Origin of the sequence: Caballeronia telluris (genome assembly GCF_001544495.1) — a bacterium.
Taxonomy (GTDB): Bacteria; Pseudomonadota; Gammaproteobacteria; order Burkholderiales; family Burkholderiaceae; genus Caballeronia; species Caballeronia telluris.
The window spans coordinates 127,484-147,616 of sequence record NZ_FCNZ02000017.1; the positions used below are offsets into that span (position 1 = coordinate 127,484).

Here is a 20,133-nt window from a genome sequence, read left to right on the forward strand (position 1 = left end):
TCAGTCGATCTGTTTTTGCCAGCACGCGAACGCGCCGCCGACGAGCGCGACGCCCATCAGGAAGTAGAAGCCGTCGAGCGACGCGAGGAAGCTCGCCTGCTGCGCGACCATCCGGCTCACGTCCGCGATCGCCAGCGCATGCGCCTCGGCGACGCTGCGCCCGGCAGCGGCGAAACCGTGCGCGAGCGTCTCGACGGTCTGCTGGAACACCGGATTGTACTGATTTGCGGCTTCCGCGAGGCGCGTCTGATGCACCGCCTGCCGATGCTGCTCGACGATGATCACCGAGGCCGTTCCGAACGAAATCGTCAGTTGACGCACGATGTTCTTCAGCCGGTAGCCGTGCGTGAATTCCTCGATCGCGAAGATGCGGAACGTGAGATTCGCGACCGGCAGCACGATGAAGAGCAGCAGGAGGCCGCGCAACAGCATCGGCAGGATGAGCGCGCTCTGGCCGACCGCGGGCGACATGCGCGTCATCAACCACGCGACGAGCGCCGCGATCGCAAAGCCGGGCACGATGATCCACTTCTTGCGCGGCAGCAGCTTCGCGTAGCGGAAGTAGGCGAAGAGCGCGGTGCCCGAAATCAGCGACGTCACGCCAACGAGCCGTCCCGCGTTCTCCACCGGGTAGCCGAGCCCCTGTTCGAGAAAGCGCGAGATCAGAAAGCTGAAGCCCGTCGACTCGTAGTAATAGAACATGTAGAGCAGGAGCCCCACCTGGAACGTGCGCTCACGCAGCGCATGCAGCCGCACGAGCGGCGACGGATGATGCCACTGGTGCCAAACGAACCAGGCGAGGGCGCCGATGCCCGAAACGGTCAGGAGAATGAGCATCGGCGAGGCGGTGAAGAGCTGGAAGCGCACCTGCTGCATCACGATCTGCAGCGCGCCCTGCGCGAATGCGAACAGCAGATAAGCCCAGAAATGCGAATCGCCGCGCGCTTCGGGCTGCACGTTGCCGGAATCGGGCACCACGAGCAGCGCGAACACCGCGAACGCGACGCCGACGGGCGCGGTGCAGAAGAAGATCGCGCGCCAGTCGAAATGCGCGATCAACAGACCGCCCGCGAGCGGCGCAAGCGCGCTCGAGAGCACGATCAGCGCGAGAAACGAGCGCAGCGCGTTCGCGCGCGGCTGCGGCGGGAAGCTGACCTGGATCAGGATGCGGCAGGCGCCCATCATCGGGCCGTTGAAATAGCCCTGGAAACCCCGCGTGAACATGAGTTGCAGCGAGGTGTCGCACACTGCCGACATCGCCGCGCCCGCTGAGTAGAGCAGGAGACATCCGGCGATATAGCGCCGATGCCCGAGCCGCTCGACCCACCATTGCTGCTGGAGAATGCCGAGCACGGCGGCGACCGCGTAAGCGCTCGACGACCACACGAGTTCGTCCGGCGACGCATTCACGCCGCCCGCGATATAGCTCGCGAAAAAGGAAAAGGTCGCGTTGTCGAAATAGTCGAGGCCGGTCGCGAGCGCGAGCACCCACGGGAAGAAATCGCCGCGAAGGCGTTCGACGGTGACGGCCTGCGAACTCATGCGCTGCCGCGCTTCGCGCGTTTCGCCTTCGATGCCGCGCGCGCGTTGCGGCGCGCGTCCAACAACTGGTCGGCAGGCGTGCCGGCAACGCGCGCTTCGACGTAATCGAGATCGCGCCGCAGCTCCGCACGCACGGTCTGCGCTTCCTTCAGTTCGCGGCGCACCGCGTCGATACGCGCGTCGAGGGCGTCGAGTTGCTGCTGAAGACCGCCGCGGATCTCGTCGAGCGATTCGGCCGAATAGCGCCGGTTGCCCGCATCGGTCGATTCGAGCGGGCGCTTGAGCATTTCCACAATGCCATGCAGCGAGAAACCCAGCGAACGCAGACGCAAAATGCGCCCGAAACGTTCGAGATCGCTTTCGTCGTACAGACGATAACGGCCTTCGCTGCGGCTCGGCGTGACGAGGCCGCGTTCCTCGTAATACTTCAGCGTGCGCGGCGTCACGCCGAGCCGTTCGGCGGCGTCGCGCACGGTGAGAAGCGGGGTGGATTCGTCGGACATGGGCGAGATTATAGTGCAACCTGAACGTGAACGTACAGGTTTGGCCTTGGCGGCGTGCGGACGAAAAAAAACCGCTCGGCGAAGCGAGCGGTTTTCGTGCGGCGTGAGCCACCGTAGCGGCGAAGCGGGATTAACCTCCGCCGCGGCGCATCAGATCGAAGAACTCGGAATTGCTCTTCGTCTGGCGGATTTTGTCGAGCAGGAATTCCATCGCTTCGACTTCGTCCATGTCGTGGATGAACTTGCGCAGCACCCAGACCTTTTGCAGCAGGTCCGGCTTGATGAGCAGTTCTTCGCGGCGCGTGCCCGACTTGTTCAGATTGATCGACGGATAGACGCGCTTTTCCGCGAGACGGCGCTCCAGGTGCACTTCCATGTTGCCGGTGCCTTTGAACTCTTCGTAGATCACGTCGTCCATGCGGCTGCCGGTTTCGATCAGCGCCGTGCCGATGATGGTGAGCGAACCGCCTTCCTCGATGTTGCGCGCCGCGCCGAAGAAGCGCTTCGGACGCTGCAGCGCGTTCGCATCGACACCGCCCGTCAGCACCTTGCCCGACGCCGGCACGACCGTGTTGTAGGCGCGCGCGAGACGCGTGATGGAGTCGAGCAGGATCACGACGTCGTGCTTCATCTCGACGAGGCGCTTCGCCTTCTCGATCACCATTTCGGCGACCTGGACGTGGCGCGCGGCGGGTTCGTCGAAGGTGGAGGCGATCACTTCGCCCGCCACCGAACGCTGCATTTCCGTCACTTCTTCAGGACGCTCGTCGATCAAGAGCACGAAGAGCACGATGTCCGGATGGTTCGACTTGATCGCATGCGCGATGTGCTGAAGCATCACCGTCTTGCCCGACTTCGGCGACGCCACGAGCAGGCCACGCTGGCCCTTGCCGATCGGCGAGATCATGTCGATGATCCGGCCCGTCACGTTCTCCTCGCCGCGCATTTCGCGTTCGAGCGGGAGCGGCTTGTTCGGATGCAGCGGCGTCAGGTTCTCGAACATGATCTTGTGCTTCGAGGCCTCGGGCGGCTGCCCGTTGACCTTGTCCACCTTGACCAGCGCGAAATAGCGTTCGCCGTCCTTCGGCGTGCGCACTTCACCTTCGATAGTGTCGCCGGTATGCAGATTGAAGCGGCGAATCTGCGAGGGGCTGATATAAATGTCGTCCGTGCTCGCGAGATACGAGGTCTCGGGCGAGCGCAGGAAGCCGAAGCCGTCGGGGAGGACTTCCAGCGTGCCGTCGCCGAAGATCGTGTCGCCCGTCTTGGCGCGCTTCTTGAGAATCGCAAACATCAGTTCCTGCTTGCGCAGGCGGTTTGCGTTTTCGATCTCGAGGCCATTAGCCATTTCGATCAGGGCTGACACGTGCTGAGACTTGAGCTCGGATAAATGCATACGGATTTCCCGCCAGGGAGAAGAGGTGCGACAGAAAGATTTGGGAGAAGAGGTGAGCGGAACCGCTCTAGGACTTGTACGTCTTTGAAGTCTTGTGATTCTAGCATAGCACACGCCGGGCGAGCCCCGGGTGGCGGTGCGACGCGGCTTTGGCGCCCATGTTGTCGCTAGACAACATGGGCCGGCTTCTGCCCGACGACACAGAAGCGAACCAGGGCGCCTTCGCGGCGCCCTGATTTATGTACTACTTGTGCAACGAGCCCGGGGTGTCACAGGTTGCTGTCGAGGAACGCGGTGAGTTGCGACTTCGACAATGCGCCGACCTTCTGAGCGGCCACTGCGCCGTTCTTGAACAGGATCAGCGTGGGGATGCCGCGCACGCCGAACTTGACCGGCGTCGACTGATGTTCGTCGACGTTGATCTTCGCGATCTGCAGGCGATCGCCGTAATCCTTCGCGACTTCGTCGAGGATCGGGGCAATCATCTTGCACGGACCGCACCACTCGGCCCAGAAGTCGAGCAGGACAGGTTTATCCGACTTGACGACATCCTGTTCGAACGATGCGTCGCTGATATGCTTGATTGATTCGCTCATTATCTGAATACCTCTATGGATTCGAGGCCTGCGTTTGAATGCTCGCCACGATACACCAAAACAAGAAAAGTTCTTCGTTGCTGCGGAACTGAAAACCGCTCGCATGCCGCACGCGACAAAGCCTTTGCTTTGGGCCGCGAACGTGCCGGAGCACGTCGGTTACGGGTGATTCACATGTCATCTTAGCCTACTTTGCTATCCGTTGCCGGATGCCGATAGGGACGTCGCGGCAGCATCGATACGGCCCACATGCGGGCGCAAACCGAAAGCGCAAGAGGCCGCCGAAACGCTTGCGGAACAAGGCCCGACGGCGCTCGCCGAAGCGCAATCGAAGCCGGAGGTGCGCTTCTGTCCATCCGATGATACAATTCGTCGTGACGGGCCTCCTCGCATGGCGGCGCGGTCAACCTGGTCAGGTCGGGAACGAAGCAGCCACAGCCGTTTTCCGCCAGTGCCGAGGGTCGGGCTCGTCACCTTCCGCTTTTTCTTGCTTTTCTCTGCTCTTCTCTCACTCGTTTTCACGTCGATCGGCACGCGTTGAACGCATGTCGGAAGCGCCATTGCGTCCGCCTTTGTCGCGTGACGTTGCTGATACAATTTCGGCATGACCTATCAAGTTCTCGCACGCAAATGGCGGCCGAAATCGTTCGCGTCGCTCGTCGGCCAGGAGCACGTCGTTCGTGCGCTCACGCACGCGCTCGACGGCGGCCGCCTGCACCACGCCTATCTGTTCACGGGCACGCGCGGTGTCGGCAAGACGACGCTCTCGCGCATCTTCGCGAAGGCGCTCAACTGTGAAACGGGCGTGACCTCCGCGCCGTGCGGCGTGTGCCGAGCGTGCCGGGAAATCGACGAGGGACGTTTCGTCGACTACGTCGAGATGGATGCGGCGAGCAATCGCGGCGTCGACGAAATGGCGGCGCTGCTCGAGCGCGCCGTGTACGCGCCGGTCGATGCGCGCTTCAAGGTCTATATGATCGACGAAGTGCACATGCTCACGAACCACGCGTTCAACGCGATGCTGAAGACGCTCGAAGAACCGCCGTCGCACGTCAAGTTCATCCTCGCCACGACCGATCCGCAGAAGATTCCGGTGACCGTGCTGTCGCGCTGCCTGCAGTTCAATCTGAAGCAGATGCCGGCGGGGCACATCGTCTCGCATCTCGAGAACATTCTCGGCGAGGAAAAAATTCCGTTCGAGGCTCAGGCGCTGCGGCTTTTGTCGCGCGCGGCCGACGGCAGCATGCGTGACGCGCTCTCGCTCACCGATCAGGCGATCGCCTATTCGGCCAATCAGGTCACCGAGGAAGCCGTGCGCGGCATGCTCGGCGCGCTCGACCAGAGCTACCTGATCCGGCTGCTCGATGCGCTCGCCGCCGGCGACGGCGAGGCCGTGCTTTCGGTCGCCGATGAAATGGCGCTGCGCAGCCTGTCGTTCTCCACCGCGTTGCAGGATCTGGCGGGCCTGCTGCACCGGATCGCGTGGGCGCAGTTCGCGCCGGCGTCGGTGCTGGATGAGTGGCCCGAAGCCGAAGACGTCCGCCGCTTCGCCGATGCGCTTTCCGCCGAGCAGGTCCAGTTGTTCTATCAGATCGCCACGGTCGGACGCAGCGAACTGGGGCTCGCGCCGGACGAATACGCCGGCTTCACGATGACGCTGCTTCGCATGCTCGCATTCGAGCCGGCTGGCGGCCCGGGCGGCGGCGGTAGCGTCGCGGTCAATGTGCCGGTGGGCGGTTCGGTGAGAAAGACCGGGGCGGCAACGGCTGCGAGCGCGAGCGCCGGCCGTTCGTCGGCGCAGGCGGTGCAGGTGGCTCAAGCGAACGCGGTCGCGGCGACCACGCGTGAGGCGTCTGCCGAGCCGGTGCAGCCCGAAGCGGCGAGGGCGAAAGCGGTTCCGACGGCCGGCGAGACGAGCGTCGCGACAGATGAACGCGCCGAAGCCTCGACCGCATCGCAGCCGTCATCGCGCGTCGATGAATCAGCCGACGCCGCAGGCCCGCAAACCACAACGGGTTTTAGGCGTGAAGCAGAGCCGCCCGCCGACTACTCCGATCGAATCGGCTCGCCGCCCGTCGCATCGGCGGCGCTCGAATCCCGCGACGAAGCATTACCCGATGCGCCGGTCGTACCGATCGCCGCTGCGACCCAGCAGGCCGCAACCGCGTCCGAACGCGACGCGGAACCGCCCGCCGACATTAACGACCGGACCGCTGCGCCGCGCGCCGCTTCCGGCGCGAGCGCTGCGCTGGATGTGCTGCGTAGCGCCGGCATGCGGATATCGTCTGATCGCGGCGCGCGCGCGGCGCCGGCAACGCCGAAGCCCGTCGCAGCGAAACCCGCAGCGCCCGCTGTTCCAATCCCGACACCGCGTCGTTCGTCCGCAGCGCAGCCGGTCGAATCGACGCCAGCCGCCGCTCCTTCGGCCGCGCCGAAACGCGACGCCGCCGCTTCCGTGCCCCCGTGGGAAGACATGCCGCCGGACGATTACCAGCCGGCATCCGCGGAAGATGCCTATTTCATGCCGCCCGACGACGGCTTCGTGCCCGCGTTCGAAAGCGGCCCCGACGACCTGCGCTTCAACGCGACACCAACGCCTGCAACGAAAGCCGACACGCGCCCGCTGCCGCCCGCGATCCCGCTCGATCCGATCGGCGTCAAGGGAGACTGGCCCGCGCTCGCCGTCGATCTGCCGCTCAAAGGCATCTCTTATCAGCTAGCGTTCAATAGCGAACTGACCGCCTGCGATGCCACCTCGATTTCGCTCAGCGTGCCCGTGCCGCAGTACGCCGAAGTCTCGCAGGTCGCGAAGCTGAAGACGGCGCTCGCCGACAAGCTCGGCCGCGCACTCGAAGTCAGCGTGACGGTCGGCCCGGCGCTCCGCACGGCCGCCGCGCTCGACGCCGCCCTGCGCGCGAAGCGCCAGCAGGAAGCCGAACAGGAGATCGCGCGGGACCCGTTCGTGCAATCCTTGATCCGCGACTTCGGCGCGAGCATCGTGCAAGGGTCGATCAAGCCGCTGGCATCGTCGGGCACGGCCGCTGGCAACTGAGTATCGACGCGCCCCGCAGTAACGAACACGCAGCATCGGACGATCAAGGCGCACCTGACGCTCACGCGTGCGCCGATCATTCGCACCGCTTTCACATTCAAGCGATTTCCAGGCAAGGAGCCACATCATGATGAAGAATCAACTCGCCGGGCTGATGAAGCAGGCCCAGCAGATGCAGGAAAACATGAAGAAGATGCAGGACCAGCTCGCGCTGATCGAAGTGGAAGGGCAGTCGGGCGCGGGCCTCGTCAAGGTGACGATGACCTGCAAGAACGACGTGCGCCGCGTGCAGATCGACCCGAGCCTGCTCGCCGACGACAAGGACATGCTCGAAGACCTCGTCGCCGCCGCCTTCAACGACGCCGTGCGCAAGGCCGAAGCCACCACGCAGGAAAAAATGAGCGGCATGACGGCCGGTATGCCGATGCCCCCGGGCTTCAAGATGCCGTTCTGATCGCCTGCGCTCGTCGAACACAGGGATTACGCAAGGAAACATGAAACAGCCTTCTGCCTTGTCGGCGCTCGTCGAAGCGTTGCGGGCGCTGCCCGGCGTCGGCCCGAAGTCGGCGCAGCGCATGGCCTACCACCTGATGCAGCACGACCGCGCGGGCGCCGAGAAGCTCGGGCGCTCGCTCGTCTTCGCGACGGAGCACCTGAAGCACTGCGAGAAGTGCAACACGTTCACCGAGGCGGCGATCTGCGAAGTGTGCAGCGATGCCGAGCGCGATCCCGCGCTCCTGTGCGTCGTCGAGACGCCCGCCGACCAGGTCATGCTCGAACAGACGCTCACGTATCGGGGGCTCTATTTCGTGCTGATGGGCCATCTGAGCCCGCTCGACGGCATCGGCCCGAAGGAGATCCACTTCGACCGGCTGATCGGCCGCGCGAACGATGGCGTCGTCGAGGAAGTCGTGCTTGCCACCAACTTCACGAATGAAGGCGAGGCGACCGCGCACTATCTCGCGCAGACCTTGAAGTCGAAGGGCCTGAAGGTGACGCGGCTCGCTCGCGGCGTGCCGGTGGGCGGGGAACTCGAATATGTGGACGCCGGAACCATCGCGCGCGCGATGCTCGACCGGCGCTCGGTATAGGAACAAGAACAGCGGGAACATTGCATATGACGGAAGAAGAGGCCAGGGCGCTCGCCACGCACCGGCATTACAAGGGCGGGCTGTATCGCGTGATCGGCGTGGCGCGGCATTCGGAGACAGAAGAACCGATGATCGTCTACGAACACCTGTGGCCGCATGAACGCGGCCTCTGGGTGCGGCCGGCCGAGATGTTCAACGGCACGCTCGCGGACGGCACGCCGCGCTTTACGGCGCTCGACATCCCGCTCTAGTCCGGGCGCGTCAGAACAACAAAATCGGAGACGACACCATGAGCACATCGACCGGGCCGCTTGCCGGCGTCAAGGTGCTGGAACTCGGCACGCTGATCGCGGGCCCCTTTGCCGCGCGCTTCATGGGCGAATTCGGCGCGGACGTCATCAAGATCGAAGATCCGAACGGCGGCGATCCGCTGCGCAAGTGGCGCAAGCTCTATCCGGAAGTCGGCGGGACCTCGCTCTGGTGGGCCGTGCAGGCGCGCAACAAAAAGTCCGTGACCGTGAACCTCAAGGCCGAGGAGGGCAAGGAGATCGTCCGCCGGCTCGCGAAGGAAGCGGATATCGTCGTCGAGAATTTCCGGCCGGGGCTGCTCGAAAAGCTCGGGCTCGGGTATGAAGTGCTGTCGGCGGAGAATCCCGGGCTCGTGATGGTACGCCTCTCGGGCTACGGGCAGACCGGCCCCTATCGCGACCGGCCGGGCTTCGGCGCAATTGCGGAGTCGATGGGCGGCCTGCGGCACATCACGGGTTATCCGGACTTGCCGCCGCCGCGCATCGGCATTTCCATCGGCGATTCGATCGCGGCGCTGCACGGCGTGATCGGCGCGCTGATGGCGCTGCACCACAAGAAGGCGAACGGCGGCAAGGGACAAGTGGTCGACGTCGCACTGTACGAAGCCGTCTTCAACATGATGGAGAGCGTCGTGCCGGAGTACGGCGTGTACGGCCTCGTGCGCGAACGCACGGGCGCGTCGCTGCCGGGCATCGTGCCGTCGAACACGTATCCGTGCCGCGACGGCAGCATCGTGATCGGCGGCAACAGCGATCCGATCTTCAAGCGCCTGATGCATGCCATCGAGCGCGACGATCTCGCGAACGATCCCGCGCTCGTCTCGAACGACGGCCGCGTGCCGCGCACGCAGGAAATCGACGACGCGATCGCCGCCTGGCTCGCGACGCGCAGCATCGACGAGGCGCTCGCGGTGCTCAATGCCGTCGACGTGCCGGCGGGGCGCATCTTCAGCGTCGCGGACATGTTCACCGATCCGCAGTACATCGCGCGCCAGATGCTGCAGCGGTTTCCGTGGCAGGACGGCCGCGAGATCACGCTGCCGAACGTGACGCCGAAGCTCTCGGAGACGCCCGGCGAGACGCGCTGGCTCGGGCCGCAACTCGGTGAACACACGGATGAAGTCCTTCAGTCGCTCGGGTATCATCCTGACGATATTTTGAGACTGCGGGCCGCGAAGGTGATCTAGGCACCTGGCTGGAAGGCGCGTCCGCTGACAAGAACACAAGACCGGAGATGGAAGTCGATGAAACGCAGAACGTTCGTGGCGAGCGGTGTCGTGCTCGCAGGTAGTGCATTGTCGGGCGCGCCGCTCGCCTTCGGGCAGGCGAAGCCGGAGCAGTCCAAGGTGTCGATCGCGGTCGGCGGCAAGAATCTGTTCTATTACCTGCCGCTCACCATCGCGGAGCGCCGCAACTACTTCAAGGATGAAGGGCTCGAAGTCGAGATCGCCGACTTCGCCGGCGGCGCGAAGGCGTTGCAGGCGGCGGTCGGCGGCAGCGCCGATGTCGTCTCCGGCGCGTTCGAGCACACGCTGCTCCTGCAGGCGAAGAACCAGTATTTCCGCGAGTTCGTGCTGCAGGGACGCGCGCCGCAGATCGTGCTCGCGGTATCGAAGAAGGCGATGCCGAACTTCAAGTCCGTCGCCGACCTGAAGGGCAAGAAAATCGGCGTGACGGCGCCCGGTTCGTCGACGTCGATCATGGCGAGCTACGTGCTCGCGAAGGCGGGGCTCACGGCGAGCGACGTCTCGTTCATCGGCGTCGGCGCGGGCGCGGGCGCGATCGCCGCGCTGCAGTCCGGCCAGATCGACGCGATCGCGAACCTCGATCCGGTGATGACCAAGCTCGATCGCGCGGGCGACATCCGCATCGTGTCGGACACGCGCACGCTCGCCGACACGAAGACCGTCTTCGGCGGCAACATGCCGGCGGGGTGCCTCTACGCGTCGCAGAGCTTCATCACGAAGAATCCGAACACCACGCAGGCGCTCACCAACGCGATGGTCCGCGCGCTGAAGTGGCTGCAGACGGCTTCCGGCTCCGAGCTGATCGCGACGGTGCCCGAAGGCTTCCTGCTCGGCGACCGCGCGCTCTACCTCGATTCCTGGCAGCACGTGAAGGAAGCGATGTCGCCGGACGGCCTGATGCCCGCCGACGGACCCGCGACCTCGCTCAAGACGCTCCAGGCGTTCGACCAGACGGTGAAGGGCAAGCCGATCGATCTGTCGAAAACGTGGACCAACGACTTCGTGAAGAAGGCGCTCTCGACGGTCAAGGCGTGACGCCGATGCAAGCTTCTGCTCAAGGCTACGCGCTCGCGCTGGAAAACATCACCTGCACGTTCGCGTCGCGCGAAAACCGCGCGGCGCGCTACACCGCCGTGAAGGACACGACGCTTCGCATCGCGCCGGGCGAGTTCGTATCGGTCGTCGGGCCGACGGGCTGCGGCAAATCCACGCTGCTCAACGTCGGCGCGGGGTTGTTGCAGCCGTCGTCGGGCGCGGTGACGGTGTTCGGCGAAAAGCTCGACGGCATCAACAAGCGCGCCGGCTACATGTTCCAGGCCGAAGCGCTGATGCCGTGGCGCTCGGCGCTCGACAACGTCACGGCGGGCCTCTCGTTTCGCGGCGTGCCGAAAGACGAGGCGCGCGAGCGCGGCGAGGAGTGGTTAAAGCGCGTGGGTCTCGGCGGCTTCGGCGATCGCTATCCGCACCAGTTGTCGGGCGGCATGCGAAAGCGCGTCGGCATGGCGCAGACGCTGATCCTCGATCCGGACATCATTCTGATGGACGAACCGTTCTCCGCCCTCGACATCCAGACGCGCCAGCTGATGGAAAACGAGCTGCTTGATCTCTGGGCCGCGAAGCGCAAGGCCGTGCTCTTCATCACGCACGATCTGGACGAAGCGATCTCGATGTCCGATCGCGTCGTCGTGCTGTCGGCGGGGCCGGGCACGCATCCGATCGGCGAATTCGCGATCGACCTGCCGCGTCCGCGCGACGTCGCCGAAATCCGCTCGCATCCGCGCTTTGTCGAACTGCACGCGCAAATCTGGGGCGTGCTGCGCGAAGAGGTTTTAAAGGGCTATCAGCAGCAGCTCACCGCCGTCTAACCAAACGCCGCGAAGGCGGAACAAGATCATGTGGAACAAATTGCGCCCGAATCGCGCAAATCTGGCGGTGTGGCAGTGGCTGCTGCTCGTGTTGTGCTTCGTGCTCTGGTACGTGCTCACGAGCCCGACGCTCCTTCCCGCGTTTTATTTCGACGACAACAGCAAGGCCGCGTTCTTCTTCGGCGAGCCGCAGAAGGTGCTCTTGCGCATCTGGGAATGGTTCACGACCGGTGAAATCTACGTTCACCTGTGGGTGACGCTGATCGAAACCGTGCTCGCGTTCGTGATCGGGACGGTGTTGGGACTGGGCGTCGGGCTGTGGCTCGCGCTCGCGCCCATGATGAGCGCGCTGCTCGATCCGTACATCAAGGCCGCGAACTCGATGCCGCGCGTGATTCTCGCGCCGATCTTCGCGGTCTGGTTCGGGCTCGGCATCTGGTCGAAGGTCGCGCTGGGCGTCACGCTCGTGTTCTTCATCGTGTTCTTCAACGTCTATCAGGGCGTGAAGGAAGTGAGCCCGGTCGTGCTCGCGAACGCGCGCATGCTCGGCGCGAACCGCAAGCAACTGCTGCAGCACGTCTATCTGCCGAGCGCAACGAGCTGGGTGTTTTCGAGCTTGCATACGTCGGTCGGACTAGCGTTCGTCGGCTCGGTGGTCGGCGAGTATCTCGGCTCGGCGCGCGGCGTCGGCTATCTGATCCTGCAGGCCGAAGGCACCTTCGACATCAACACCGTCTTCGCCGGGATTCTCGTGCTCACGGCGTTCGCGCTGGTGCTCGACGGCATCGTCGCGCTGGTCGAGCGGCGGCTGATGAAATGGCAGCCGAAGACCGGAGAGACCGAAAAGTTGTGAAGCGCTTGATGCCAGATTGAAAAACGGCGCGCTGATTCCCGGGCGCGCCTTTTTTTCCAAGCCCGTCAAGCGGTTTCGCCGGCATCGGGCCTGCCTGCGGACCACGCAGCGCACCGGCAATACGGTCAGGACGCACTCACGGCACGATGACCACTTTCCCGGTGACGCGCCGGTTCGCCATGTCTTCGAGCGCTTGCGGGGTTTCGTCGAGCGAGTAGCGTTTCGACACGTGCGGCAGCAGCCTGCCTTCCCTGATCCAGCCGATCATCCGCTCGAAGCCTTCGTGGGCGAGCTCCGCCTCGCGCTTCATGTGCTCGCCCCAGAACACGCCGACGATGCTCGCGCCTTTCAGAAGCACGAGATTGAGCGGCAGCTTCGGAATCTCGCCGTTGGCGAAGCCGATCACGAGATAGCGCCCGCGCCACGCGATGCTGCGAAACGCCGGTTCCGCGTAGCTGCCGCCGACCGGATCGAAGATCACGTCGGGGCCGCGGCCGTCCGTCAGCGCCTTGATGCGTTCGCGCAGGTCCTCATGCGCATAGTCGATGGTCGCGTCGGCGCCGTTTTCGGTGCACAGCGCGAGCTTCTGCTCGCTCGATGCCGCCGCGATCACCCGCGCGCCCAGAGCCTTGCCGATCTGCACCGCCGCGAGGCCGACGCCGCCCGCGGCGCCGAGCACGAGCATGGTCTCGCCGGCCTTGAGCGCTGCCCGGTCGACGACCGCGTGATACGACGTGCCGTAAGCGAGCGAGAACGCCGCGGCATGGGCGAGATCGACGTCGTCCGGCAACGCCACGCACGACGACGCGCTCGCCACTGCCTGCTCGGCGAACGCGCCCTGCGCGGTGTAGGCGGCGACGCGCATGCCGGGCGCGAACTGCGTCACGCCCGCACCGACTTCGCGCACGATGCCCGCGAGTTCGGCGCCCGGCGTGAACGGCAGTGGCGGCTTGAACTGATATTTGTTCTGGATGATGAGCACGTCGGGGAAGTTCACGCTCGCGGCTTTCACGTCGATCACGACTTCGCCCGCGTCAGGATGCAGGTCGGGCAAGGTCTCGATGGAAAGGGCTTCCGGGGGTCCGTACTGGTTGCATCGAACGGCGCGCATTCTCTCTCCTGATTGAGTTCAAGACGTCGCGCATCAGTGTAGAGCATGGCTCCGGCCGTCGTCCGCGTGCCATCTTTCCTCGGTTACAATCGTCGGATGCGAATCCTACTCAGCAACGACGACGGTTATCTGGCGCGCGGCATCAACGTGCTGCACGACGCCCTGTGTCCGCTCGGCGAGCTCACCGTGATGGCGCCGGAGCAGAACTGCAGCGGCGCGTCGAACTCGCTCACGCTTTCGCGGCCGCTCAGCATCCATCAGGCGGCCAACGGCTTTTACTACGTGAACGGCACGCCCACCGACTCGGTTCACATCGCGCTCACCGGGATGCTCGACAACAAGCCAGACCTCGTCGTGTCGGGAATCAACAACGGCCAGAACGTCGGCGAGGACACGCTTTATTCGGGCACCGTCGCCGCCGCCACCGAAGGCTTCATGTTCGGCATTCCGGCCATCGCGTTTTCGCTCGTCGGGCGCGACTGGCTGCATCTCGATGCGGCCGCGCGCGTCGCCGCGGAAATCGTCGCGCATTTTCTAGAGCATCCGATGCCCGGTCATCCGCTGTTGAACGTGAACATTCCGAGCCTGCCTTACGAGCAGATGGGCGAATGGCAGGTTACGCGGCTCGGCAAACGTCATCCGTCACAGCCGGTGATCCGCCAGACCGATCCGCGCGGCAACCCGATCTACTGGATCGGGCCGTCGGGCGATGCGCTCGATGCGAGCGAAGGTACCGATTTCCACGCCGTCGCCAACGGCCACGTGTCGATTACGCCGCTGCAACTCGACCTCACGCATACGAAGCTCTTGTCGGACACGCGCGAATGGGCGCGCGCCGGGAGCCATCGCTCATGACCGACGAGCGCGCGAAGCGCTTCCCGCTCGCGCTCGCCGATCTCGTCCGCGAGCCGAAGAAGCCGGGCGCCCGGCCGAACGAAGCGCGCGCCAAGGCCGCGACAGCCGCGAGCGGTGCGCTGCGATCGGTGCCGGGCATCGGCGCGGTAAATTCCGCGACGCAGAAAAGCCGTGCCGGCAAGCCGGTCGTCGCTGTTCAGGCCGCGGTCAAACCGGCCAAGCCGGTTGTGCCGAGAACCGCGAATCCCGTGTCGGTCGTCGCGGCCAGGACGACGCTGCGAACCGTCGCGCCTGCGGCACCGGCCAGCCCAAAGGTTTCCAGCGCCGTCGCGCATCACTTGCCGGGCGCATTGCGCGCGGCGCCGCGCCAGAACGAGCATCGCGAAGCGACCGCGAGCACGGTCAACGTGAAGCGCGGCGCACCGAATGTCGCGCTGAACACGGCGTACGCGCTGACCTCGGAACGGGTTCGCGAGCGCATGGTCGAAAGGCTGCGCGTGAACGGCATCGCCGATGCGCGGGTGCTCAACGCGATGTCAGTCGTCCCGCGCCATATGTTCGTCGATCCCGGACTAGCCGCGCAGGCCTATGAAGACGCGGCGTTGCCGATCGGCCATCATCAGACCATCTCGAAGCCATCGGTGGTCGCGCGCATGATCGAGCTCGTCGCGGCGGGCCGCTCGCTCGCGAAGGTGCTCGAGATCGGCACCGGCTGCGGCTATCAGGCGGCAGTGCTGTCGCAGGTCGCAACGGAGGTTTATTCGATCGAGCGGGTGCGCCCGCTGTCGGAGCGCGCGAAGCTCAATCTGCGCCCGCTGCGCGTGCCGAACATCCGCCTGCATTACGGCGACGGCCGCCTCGGCCTGCCGCCGGCAGCGCCGTTCGATGCGATCGTGATCGCGTGCGCGGGGCTCGACGTGCCGCAGGCGCTGCTCGAGCAACTGGCGGTCGGTGGCAGGCTCGTCGCGCCGGTCGGCTCGCAGGACGCGCAGTCGCAGGTGCTGACACTCGTCGAGCGCGTATCGCCGACGCAGTGGCGGAAGTCCCAGCTCGATCGAGTTTTCTTTGTACCCTTAAAATCCGGAGTGATTTGACACCGATGAGTATGTTGCGTTTTGTGCGAGAAGGGAGCGTGTTGGTCCGCCGGACGGCGGTCGAGCGCGGCGTGTGCATCCTCGCGCTGTCCATGCTGGCAGCCTGTGCGACGCGGATGGAGCAGGCGCCGGTCGTCGACCGGACCGGCGCGCCGCTGTCGACCGAAGCGGCGCAGGCGGCGCAAAACGGGCCGCCGCCGCCCGGCTATGTCCGTGTGAAACCGGGCGACACCCTATATCGGATAGCACTGGAAAACGGTCAGAATTATCGTGATATCGCGGCATGGAACAACATGACCAATCCGAACCAGATCGAAGTCGGTCAGCTGGTTCGGGTGGCGCCGCCGGGAGCGAATCTCGCCGCAACGACGCCGGGCGTGTCGACGGCGCCGATCGCGGGTGGCGCCGTGCTGGCGCAGCCGCTCAACAATTCGACGTACGGCACGCCGCAACCGGGCGTGACGACCGGAACGACCGCGGCGCCGCCGGTGTACGGCTCGGCCTCGGGCATGGGGACGGCGCCGGGGATGGCGCCGGGCGTCGGCGCGGGCGCGGCGGCGGGCATGGCCGGCATCGACAACAACGCGGCCACGGCGCCGGCGACGCAGCCGGCGTTCATCTGGCCGGTGCGCGGCCCGATCATCGGCACGTTCGACGACGCGAAGAACAAGGGCTTGAACATCGGCGGTGCGCCGGGCGACCCGGTGAATGCGTCGGCAGACGGACGCGTGGTCTACTCCGGAAATGGGCTGCGCGGTTACGGTAATCTCATTATCATCAAGCACGATGCGACTTTTCTCACGGCATATGCACATAACCGCGCTTTGATGGTAAAAGAGGGTGACGCGGTGACAAAAGGGCAGAAAATCGCTGAGATGGGTAATAGCGATTCGGATCGCGTGATGTTGCATTTCGAAGTCCGCCGGCAGGGCAAACCTGTCGACCCGCTGAAATATTTGCCGCCGCAATAAAAAGCGAAACCATCATGCCTAAAACGAAGCGCCGCCTCCCTCAAGCCGAGACTGAGTCGATCAGCCGACCTATGCAAGTGTCGGTGGAAGACGGTGCTTCGAGCCATGACGAAGAAGATACCGAAACGGTCGACGTCGAAATCGACGCCGCCGACGACGAATCCGGTGAATCCGGCATACGCACTAAAGACACGATCGATGCCGCAAACGATTCCGCGCCCGACGCCGACGATTTCCGCTCGATTTTGCAGGCGGAACTCACCGCCGACACCATCCAGCATTATCTGAATCGGATCAGCGTCAAGCCGCTTTTGACGGTCGAGGAAGAGCAGCGTTATTCGCGGCTCGCGAAGGCGGGCGAATTCGAGGCGCGCCAGGTGATGATCGAGCGCAATCTGCGGCTCGTCGTGAGTATCGCGAAGGGTTATCTGAATCGCGGCGTGCCGCTGCTCGATTTGATCGAGGAGGGCAATCTCGGTCTCATGCACGCGATCGAAAAATTCGATCCGACGCGCGGTTTTCGCTTTTCGACCTACGCCACCTGGTGGATTCGCCAGAGCATCGAGCGCGCCATCATGAATCAGGCGCGCACGGTGCGCTTGCCGGTGCACGTGATTCGCGAGTTGAATCAGGTGCTGCGCGCCAAGCGTCATCTGGAAAAGAATTCCGCGAATTCGAACACGGCGATCGCGCCGGACCGCCGCGACGCGAGCATCGACGACATCGCGTACCTGACCGGCAAGACGCCCGAGGAAGTCACCGACATCCTCGCGCTGAACGAACACACCGCGTCGCTCGACGCGCCGCTCGACCTCGATCCGGGTTCGAGCCTGCTCGACCTCTTGTCCGACGACCAGAGCCAGTCGCCCGACGCCGAAGTGCAGCACCGCGAACTGGAGACGCTCACGCGCTTGTGGCTGTCGCGATTGTCGGACAAGCATCGGCATGTGATCGAGCGCCGGTTCGGACTGAATCACATCGAACCGGCGACGCTCGAAGAACTCGCCGACGAAATGGGCCTCACGCGCGAGCGTGTGCGCCAGATCCAGCAAGAGGCGCTCGTGCGGCTCAAGCGCTTTTTCGCTTCCAACGGCGTGCGCAAGGACGCCGTGCTCTAGCATTCGATGACTCCCATCCTCGTTTTCGACATCGAGACGATTCCCGATGTCGACGGTATTCGCCGTCTCGAAGATCTGCCCGCCGACCTCTCCGACGCCGAAGTCGCCGAATTTGCCTTTGCCGCGCGCCGCGAGCGCGTCGGCAACGACTTCCTGCCGCATCATCTGCAACGTATCGCGGCGATTTCCTGCGTGTTTCGCGACAACACCGGCTTTCGGGTGCGCTCGCTCGGCACGCCGCAGGATCCGGAAGCGTCGCTGATCCAGTCGTTCTTTCGCGTGATCGAGAAGTACACGCCGCAGCTCGTCTCGTGGAACGGCGGCGGGTTCGATCTGCCCGTGCTCCATTACCGTGCACTGGTGCATGGCGTCACGGCGTCGCGCTACTGGGACGCCGGCCAGGACGACCGCGAGTTCAAGTTCAACAACTACCTGAGCCGCTACCACACGCGCCATACCGACCTGATGGACGTCCTCGCGATGTACCAGGCGCGCGCGAACGCGCCGCTCGATGCGCTCGCGAAGCTCTGCGGTTTTCCGGGCAAGCTCGGAATGGACGGCGGCAAGGTGTGGGAGGCGTACTGCGCCGGCCGGATCGACGAAATCCGCGCTTATTGCGAGACGGACGTCGTCAATACGTACCTGATGTACTGCCGGTTCCAGCTGATGCGCGGTGGTTTTTCGCCCGACGAGTACGCCGACGAGATCAATTTCGTGAAGAACGCGCTCGCGCTCGAACCCGCGCCGCACTGGGCCGAATATCTGGCCGCGTTCGGACGCTGACGGTCGGCCGTTTTGGCCTGCCGCGCTGCGACGTTCGTCTACAATCTCGCCTTTGTCATGTCAGTCAGGAAGTACGCAGGTGTCTGAAGCCGCTCGAAAACCGCATCGCCGCCGCGCCGCGCCGGCCCGAAACGTCGTCGCCGATCTTTCGTCCGTCGCGCCCGCCATCGAAATCGATTCGCTCGACATGGATGCGCGCGGCGTCGGGCGTACCGTCAACGAGGACGGCGAGCCGGGCAAGGTGATTTTTGTCGAAGGCGCGCTGCCCGGCGAGCGCGTCACATATTCCAGCTATCGCAAGAAACCGAGTTTCGAGCAAGCGCAAGTTGTCGACGTGCTGCGCGAAAGCGTGATCCGCACGAAGCCGAAGTGCCCGTTTTTCGGCACCTGCGGCGGCTGTTCGATGCAGCATCTCGACGTGCGCGCACAAATTGCCGTGAAGCAGCGCGTGCTCGAAGACAATCTTCAGCACCTGAGCAAGCTGCGCGCGGAAACCATGTTCCGGCCGATCCACGGGCCGTCGTGGGGGTATCGCTATCGCGCGCGGCTGACCGTGCGGTACGTCGAGAAAAAGGGCGGCGTGCTGGTCGGCTTCCACGAAAGGAAGAGCAGCTACGTCGCCGACATGACGAGCTGCGAAGTCCTGCCGCCGCACGTTTCCGCGATGCTCGTGCCGCTGCGGCATCTGGTGGCGGGGCTGTCGATCCGCGAGCGGATGCCGCAGATCGAGCTCGCGGTCGGGTCGGACGTGACGGCGCTCGTGCTGCGTATCCTCGAACCGCTCACCGAGGCCGACGAGGCGCTCCTGCGCACCTTCGCCGACGAGCACGGCGTACAGTTCTGGCTGCAGCCGAAGGGCCCGGACACCGTCTATCCGTTCTATCCGCTCGACAAGGAACTGGCTTACACGCTGCCAGAATTCAATATCCGCATGCCGTTCAAGCCGACCGATTTCACGCAGGTGAATCACCAGATCAACCGCGTGCTGGTCAGCCGCGCGTTGAGCCTGCTCGCGCCGGCGAAAACCGATCGCGTTCTCGATCTTTTTTGCGGCATCGGCAATTTCACGCTGCCTCTCGCGCGCGTGTCGCGGGAGGTGGTCGGCATCGAGGGCAGCGAGGCGCTCACGACGCGTGCGCTGGAAAACGCGAAGGCGAACGGTGTCGATGCGCATACGTCGTTCGCGTGCCGCAACCTGTTCGAAGTCACCGCCGACGACATGCGCGCGCTCGGCGCGTTCGACAAATTCCTGATCGATCCGCCGCGCGAGGGCGCGCTGGCGATCGTGAAGGCGCTCGCCGACATCGCGCAGAGCGGCGACGGACCGTTGCCGAAGCGGATCGTGTACGTGTCGTGCAGCCCGTCGACGCTTGCGCGCGATGCCGGACTGCTCGTGCACGAAGCGGGCTACCGGATGAAGGGCGCGGGCGTCGTGAACATGTTTCCGCACACGTCGCACGTCGAATCGATCGCGCTTTTCGAGCGGGATTAAGGCGCTTTCGATTCGCGCAGACGTAAAAAAAACGGCCCGAGGGCCTAATGCCGTTCAGTTAAGGTCTCGTTTGAGGACACGAACGGTATAACGAAACGGTCGCGATTTGACGGCTCGAGCGCAACTGCGCCCGGGCCGTTTCTCATTGAGGAGCTGCTTGAGCCGCTCGCGCAAGCGGGTGAGCAACGCAGGCAGTTTGCCGTACGAGCGCGTCACCGCTGCCCATGTCAGTTCGTACTGAATGGTATGGAACGCG

19 protein-coding genes, 1 other RNA gene and 1 pseudogene are annotated in these 20,133 nt (G+C 64.6%); 15 read left to right on the forward strand and 6 right to left on the reverse strand.

The annotated features are described in order from the left end of the window. The 4 genes from AWB66_RS21650 to trxA form a co-directional block, all read right to left on the reverse strand. Positions 1-1,542, reverse strand: coding sequence for an MFS transporter (locus AWB66_RS21650; protein ID WP_087632223.1), 1,542 nt, complete (start codon positions 1,540-1,542; stop codon positions 1-3). Beyond that, positions 1,539-2,045: a MerR family transcriptional regulator gene (locus tag AWB66_RS21655; protein ID WP_087632224.1), complete on the reverse strand. Its 507-nt coding sequence runs from the start codon at positions 2,043-2,045 to the stop codon at positions 1,539-1,541. The genes AWB66_RS21650 and AWB66_RS21655 overlap by 4 nt, the downstream gene beginning before the upstream one ends. Positions 2,046-2,175: 130 nt before the next feature. Further along, positions 2,176-3,441, reverse strand: a complete 1,266-nt coding sequence (gene rho / locus AWB66_RS21660) for a transcription termination factor Rho (protein ID WP_062636961.1) — start codon at positions 3,439-3,441, stop codon at positions 2,176-2,178. A gap of 269 nt (positions 3,442-3,710) precedes the next feature. Continuing rightward, complete coding sequence (gene trxA, locus AWB66_RS21665) at positions 3,711-4,037, reverse strand: thioredoxin TrxA (RefSeq protein WP_008349330.1); 327 nt, start codon at positions 4,035-4,037, stop codon at positions 3,711-3,713. Positions 4,038-4,413: 376 nt separating this feature from the next. On the opposite strand from trxA, the gene ffs reads away from it, so the two are divergent. From ffs to AWB66_RS21710, 9 genes are all read left to right on the forward strand, one after another. Beyond that, positions 4,414-4,512, forward strand: an RNA gene (gene ffs / locus AWB66_RS21670) — signal recognition particle sRNA small type. Positions 4,513-4,641: 129 nt separating this feature from the next. After that, positions 4,642-7,089: a DNA polymerase III subunit gamma/tau gene (locus AWB66_RS21675; RefSeq protein ID WP_087632225.1), complete on the forward strand. Its 2,448-nt coding sequence runs from the start codon at positions 4,642-4,644 to the stop codon at positions 7,087-7,089. Positions 7,090-7,216: 127 nt separating this feature from the next. Continuing rightward, positions 7,217-7,543 carry a YbaB/EbfC family nucleoid-associated protein gene (locus AWB66_RS21680; protein ID WP_062636957.1) on the forward strand — a complete coding sequence of 109 codons (327 nt, stop codon included), beginning with the start codon at positions 7,217-7,219 and terminating at the stop codon, positions 7,541-7,543. Positions 7,544-7,583: 40 nt separating this feature from the next. After that, a complete protein-coding gene (gene recR, locus AWB66_RS21685) occupies positions 7,584-8,180 on the forward strand; it encodes a recombination mediator RecR (protein WP_087632226.1) in 597 nt (198 codons plus the stop codon). Between the two features lie 26 nt (positions 8,181-8,206). Beyond that, the gene (locus AWB66_RS21690) at positions 8,207-8,431 is read left to right on the forward strand and encodes a DUF1653 domain-containing protein (RefSeq protein ID WP_087632227.1); all 225 of its coding nucleotides are present in this window, start codon (positions 8,207-8,209) and stop codon (positions 8,429-8,431) included. A gap of 38 nt (positions 8,432-8,469) precedes the next feature. Further along, the gene (locus tag AWB66_RS21695) at positions 8,470-9,675 is read left to right on the forward strand and encodes a CaiB/BaiF CoA transferase family protein (RefSeq protein WP_087632228.1); all 1,206 of its coding nucleotides are present in this window, start codon (positions 8,470-8,472) and stop codon (positions 9,673-9,675) included. 57 nt (positions 9,676-9,732) lie between these two features. After that, entirely contained in the window at positions 9,733-10,770 is a 1,038-nt protein-coding gene (locus tag AWB66_RS21700; RefSeq protein WP_087632229.1) for an ABC transporter substrate-binding protein, read from the forward strand. A 5-nt stretch (positions 10,771-10,775) separates the two neighbouring features. Further along, positions 10,776-11,600: an ABC transporter ATP-binding protein gene (locus AWB66_RS21705; RefSeq protein ID WP_087632247.1), complete on the forward strand. Its 825-nt coding sequence runs from the start codon at positions 10,776-10,778 to the stop codon at positions 11,598-11,600. Positions 11,601-11,628: 28 nt separating this feature from the next. Further along, complete coding sequence (locus tag AWB66_RS21710) at positions 11,629-12,453, forward strand: ABC transporter permease (protein WP_087632230.1); 825 nt, start codon at positions 11,629-11,631, stop codon at positions 12,451-12,453. Between the two features lie 136 nt (positions 12,454-12,589). Here the strand turns inward: AWB66_RS21710 and AWB66_RS21715 are convergent, their stop codons facing one another. Beyond that, on the reverse strand, positions 12,590-13,564 hold the full coding sequence (locus AWB66_RS21715) for an NADPH:quinone oxidoreductase family protein (protein WP_087632231.1): 975 nt from the start codon (positions 13,562-13,564) through the stop codon (positions 12,590-12,592). Positions 13,565-13,660: 96 nt separating this feature from the next. Between AWB66_RS21715 and surE the strand changes: the two genes are divergently transcribed. The 6 genes from surE (at position 13,661) to rlmD (ending at position 19,877) form a co-directional block, all read left to right on the forward strand. Then, positions 13,661-14,419, forward strand: a complete 759-nt coding sequence (gene surE / locus AWB66_RS21720; protein WP_087632248.1) for a 5'/3'-nucleotidase SurE — start codon at positions 13,661-13,663, stop codon at positions 14,417-14,419. Further along, entirely contained in the window at positions 14,416-15,513 is a 1,098-nt protein-coding gene (locus AWB66_RS21725; RefSeq protein ID WP_087632249.1) for a protein-L-isoaspartate(D-aspartate) O-methyltransferase, read from the forward strand. Before surE ends, AWB66_RS21725 begins: the two co-directional genes overlap by 4 nt. A 5-nt stretch (positions 15,514-15,518) precedes the next feature. Further along, entirely contained in the window at positions 15,519-16,484 is a 966-nt protein-coding gene (locus AWB66_RS21730; protein WP_087632232.1) for a peptidoglycan DD-metalloendopeptidase family protein, read from the forward strand. A 14-nt stretch (positions 16,485-16,498) separates the two neighbouring features. Next, a complete protein-coding gene (gene rpoS, locus AWB66_RS21735; protein ID WP_087632233.1) occupies positions 16,499-17,602 on the forward strand; it encodes an RNA polymerase sigma factor RpoS in 1,104 nt (367 codons plus the stop codon). Positions 17,603-17,608: 6 nt separating this feature from the next. Beyond that, positions 17,609-18,385, forward strand: coding sequence for a 3'-5' exonuclease (locus AWB66_RS21740; RefSeq protein WP_087632234.1), 777 nt, complete (start codon positions 17,609-17,611; stop codon positions 18,383-18,385). Between the two features lie 79 nt (positions 18,386-18,464). After that, positions 18,465-19,877, forward strand: coding sequence for a 23S rRNA (uracil(1939)-C(5))-methyltransferase RlmD (gene rlmD, locus AWB66_RS21745; RefSeq protein ID WP_087632235.1), 1,413 nt, complete (start codon positions 18,465-18,467; stop codon positions 19,875-19,877). A 54-nt stretch (positions 19,878-19,931) separates the two neighbouring features. On the opposite strand, the pseudogene AWB66_RS34420 reads toward rlmD, so the two are convergent. Further along, positions 19,932-20,133 (reverse strand): annotated as a pseudogene (locus tag AWB66_RS34420) (IS4 family transposase); the annotation flags it as partial.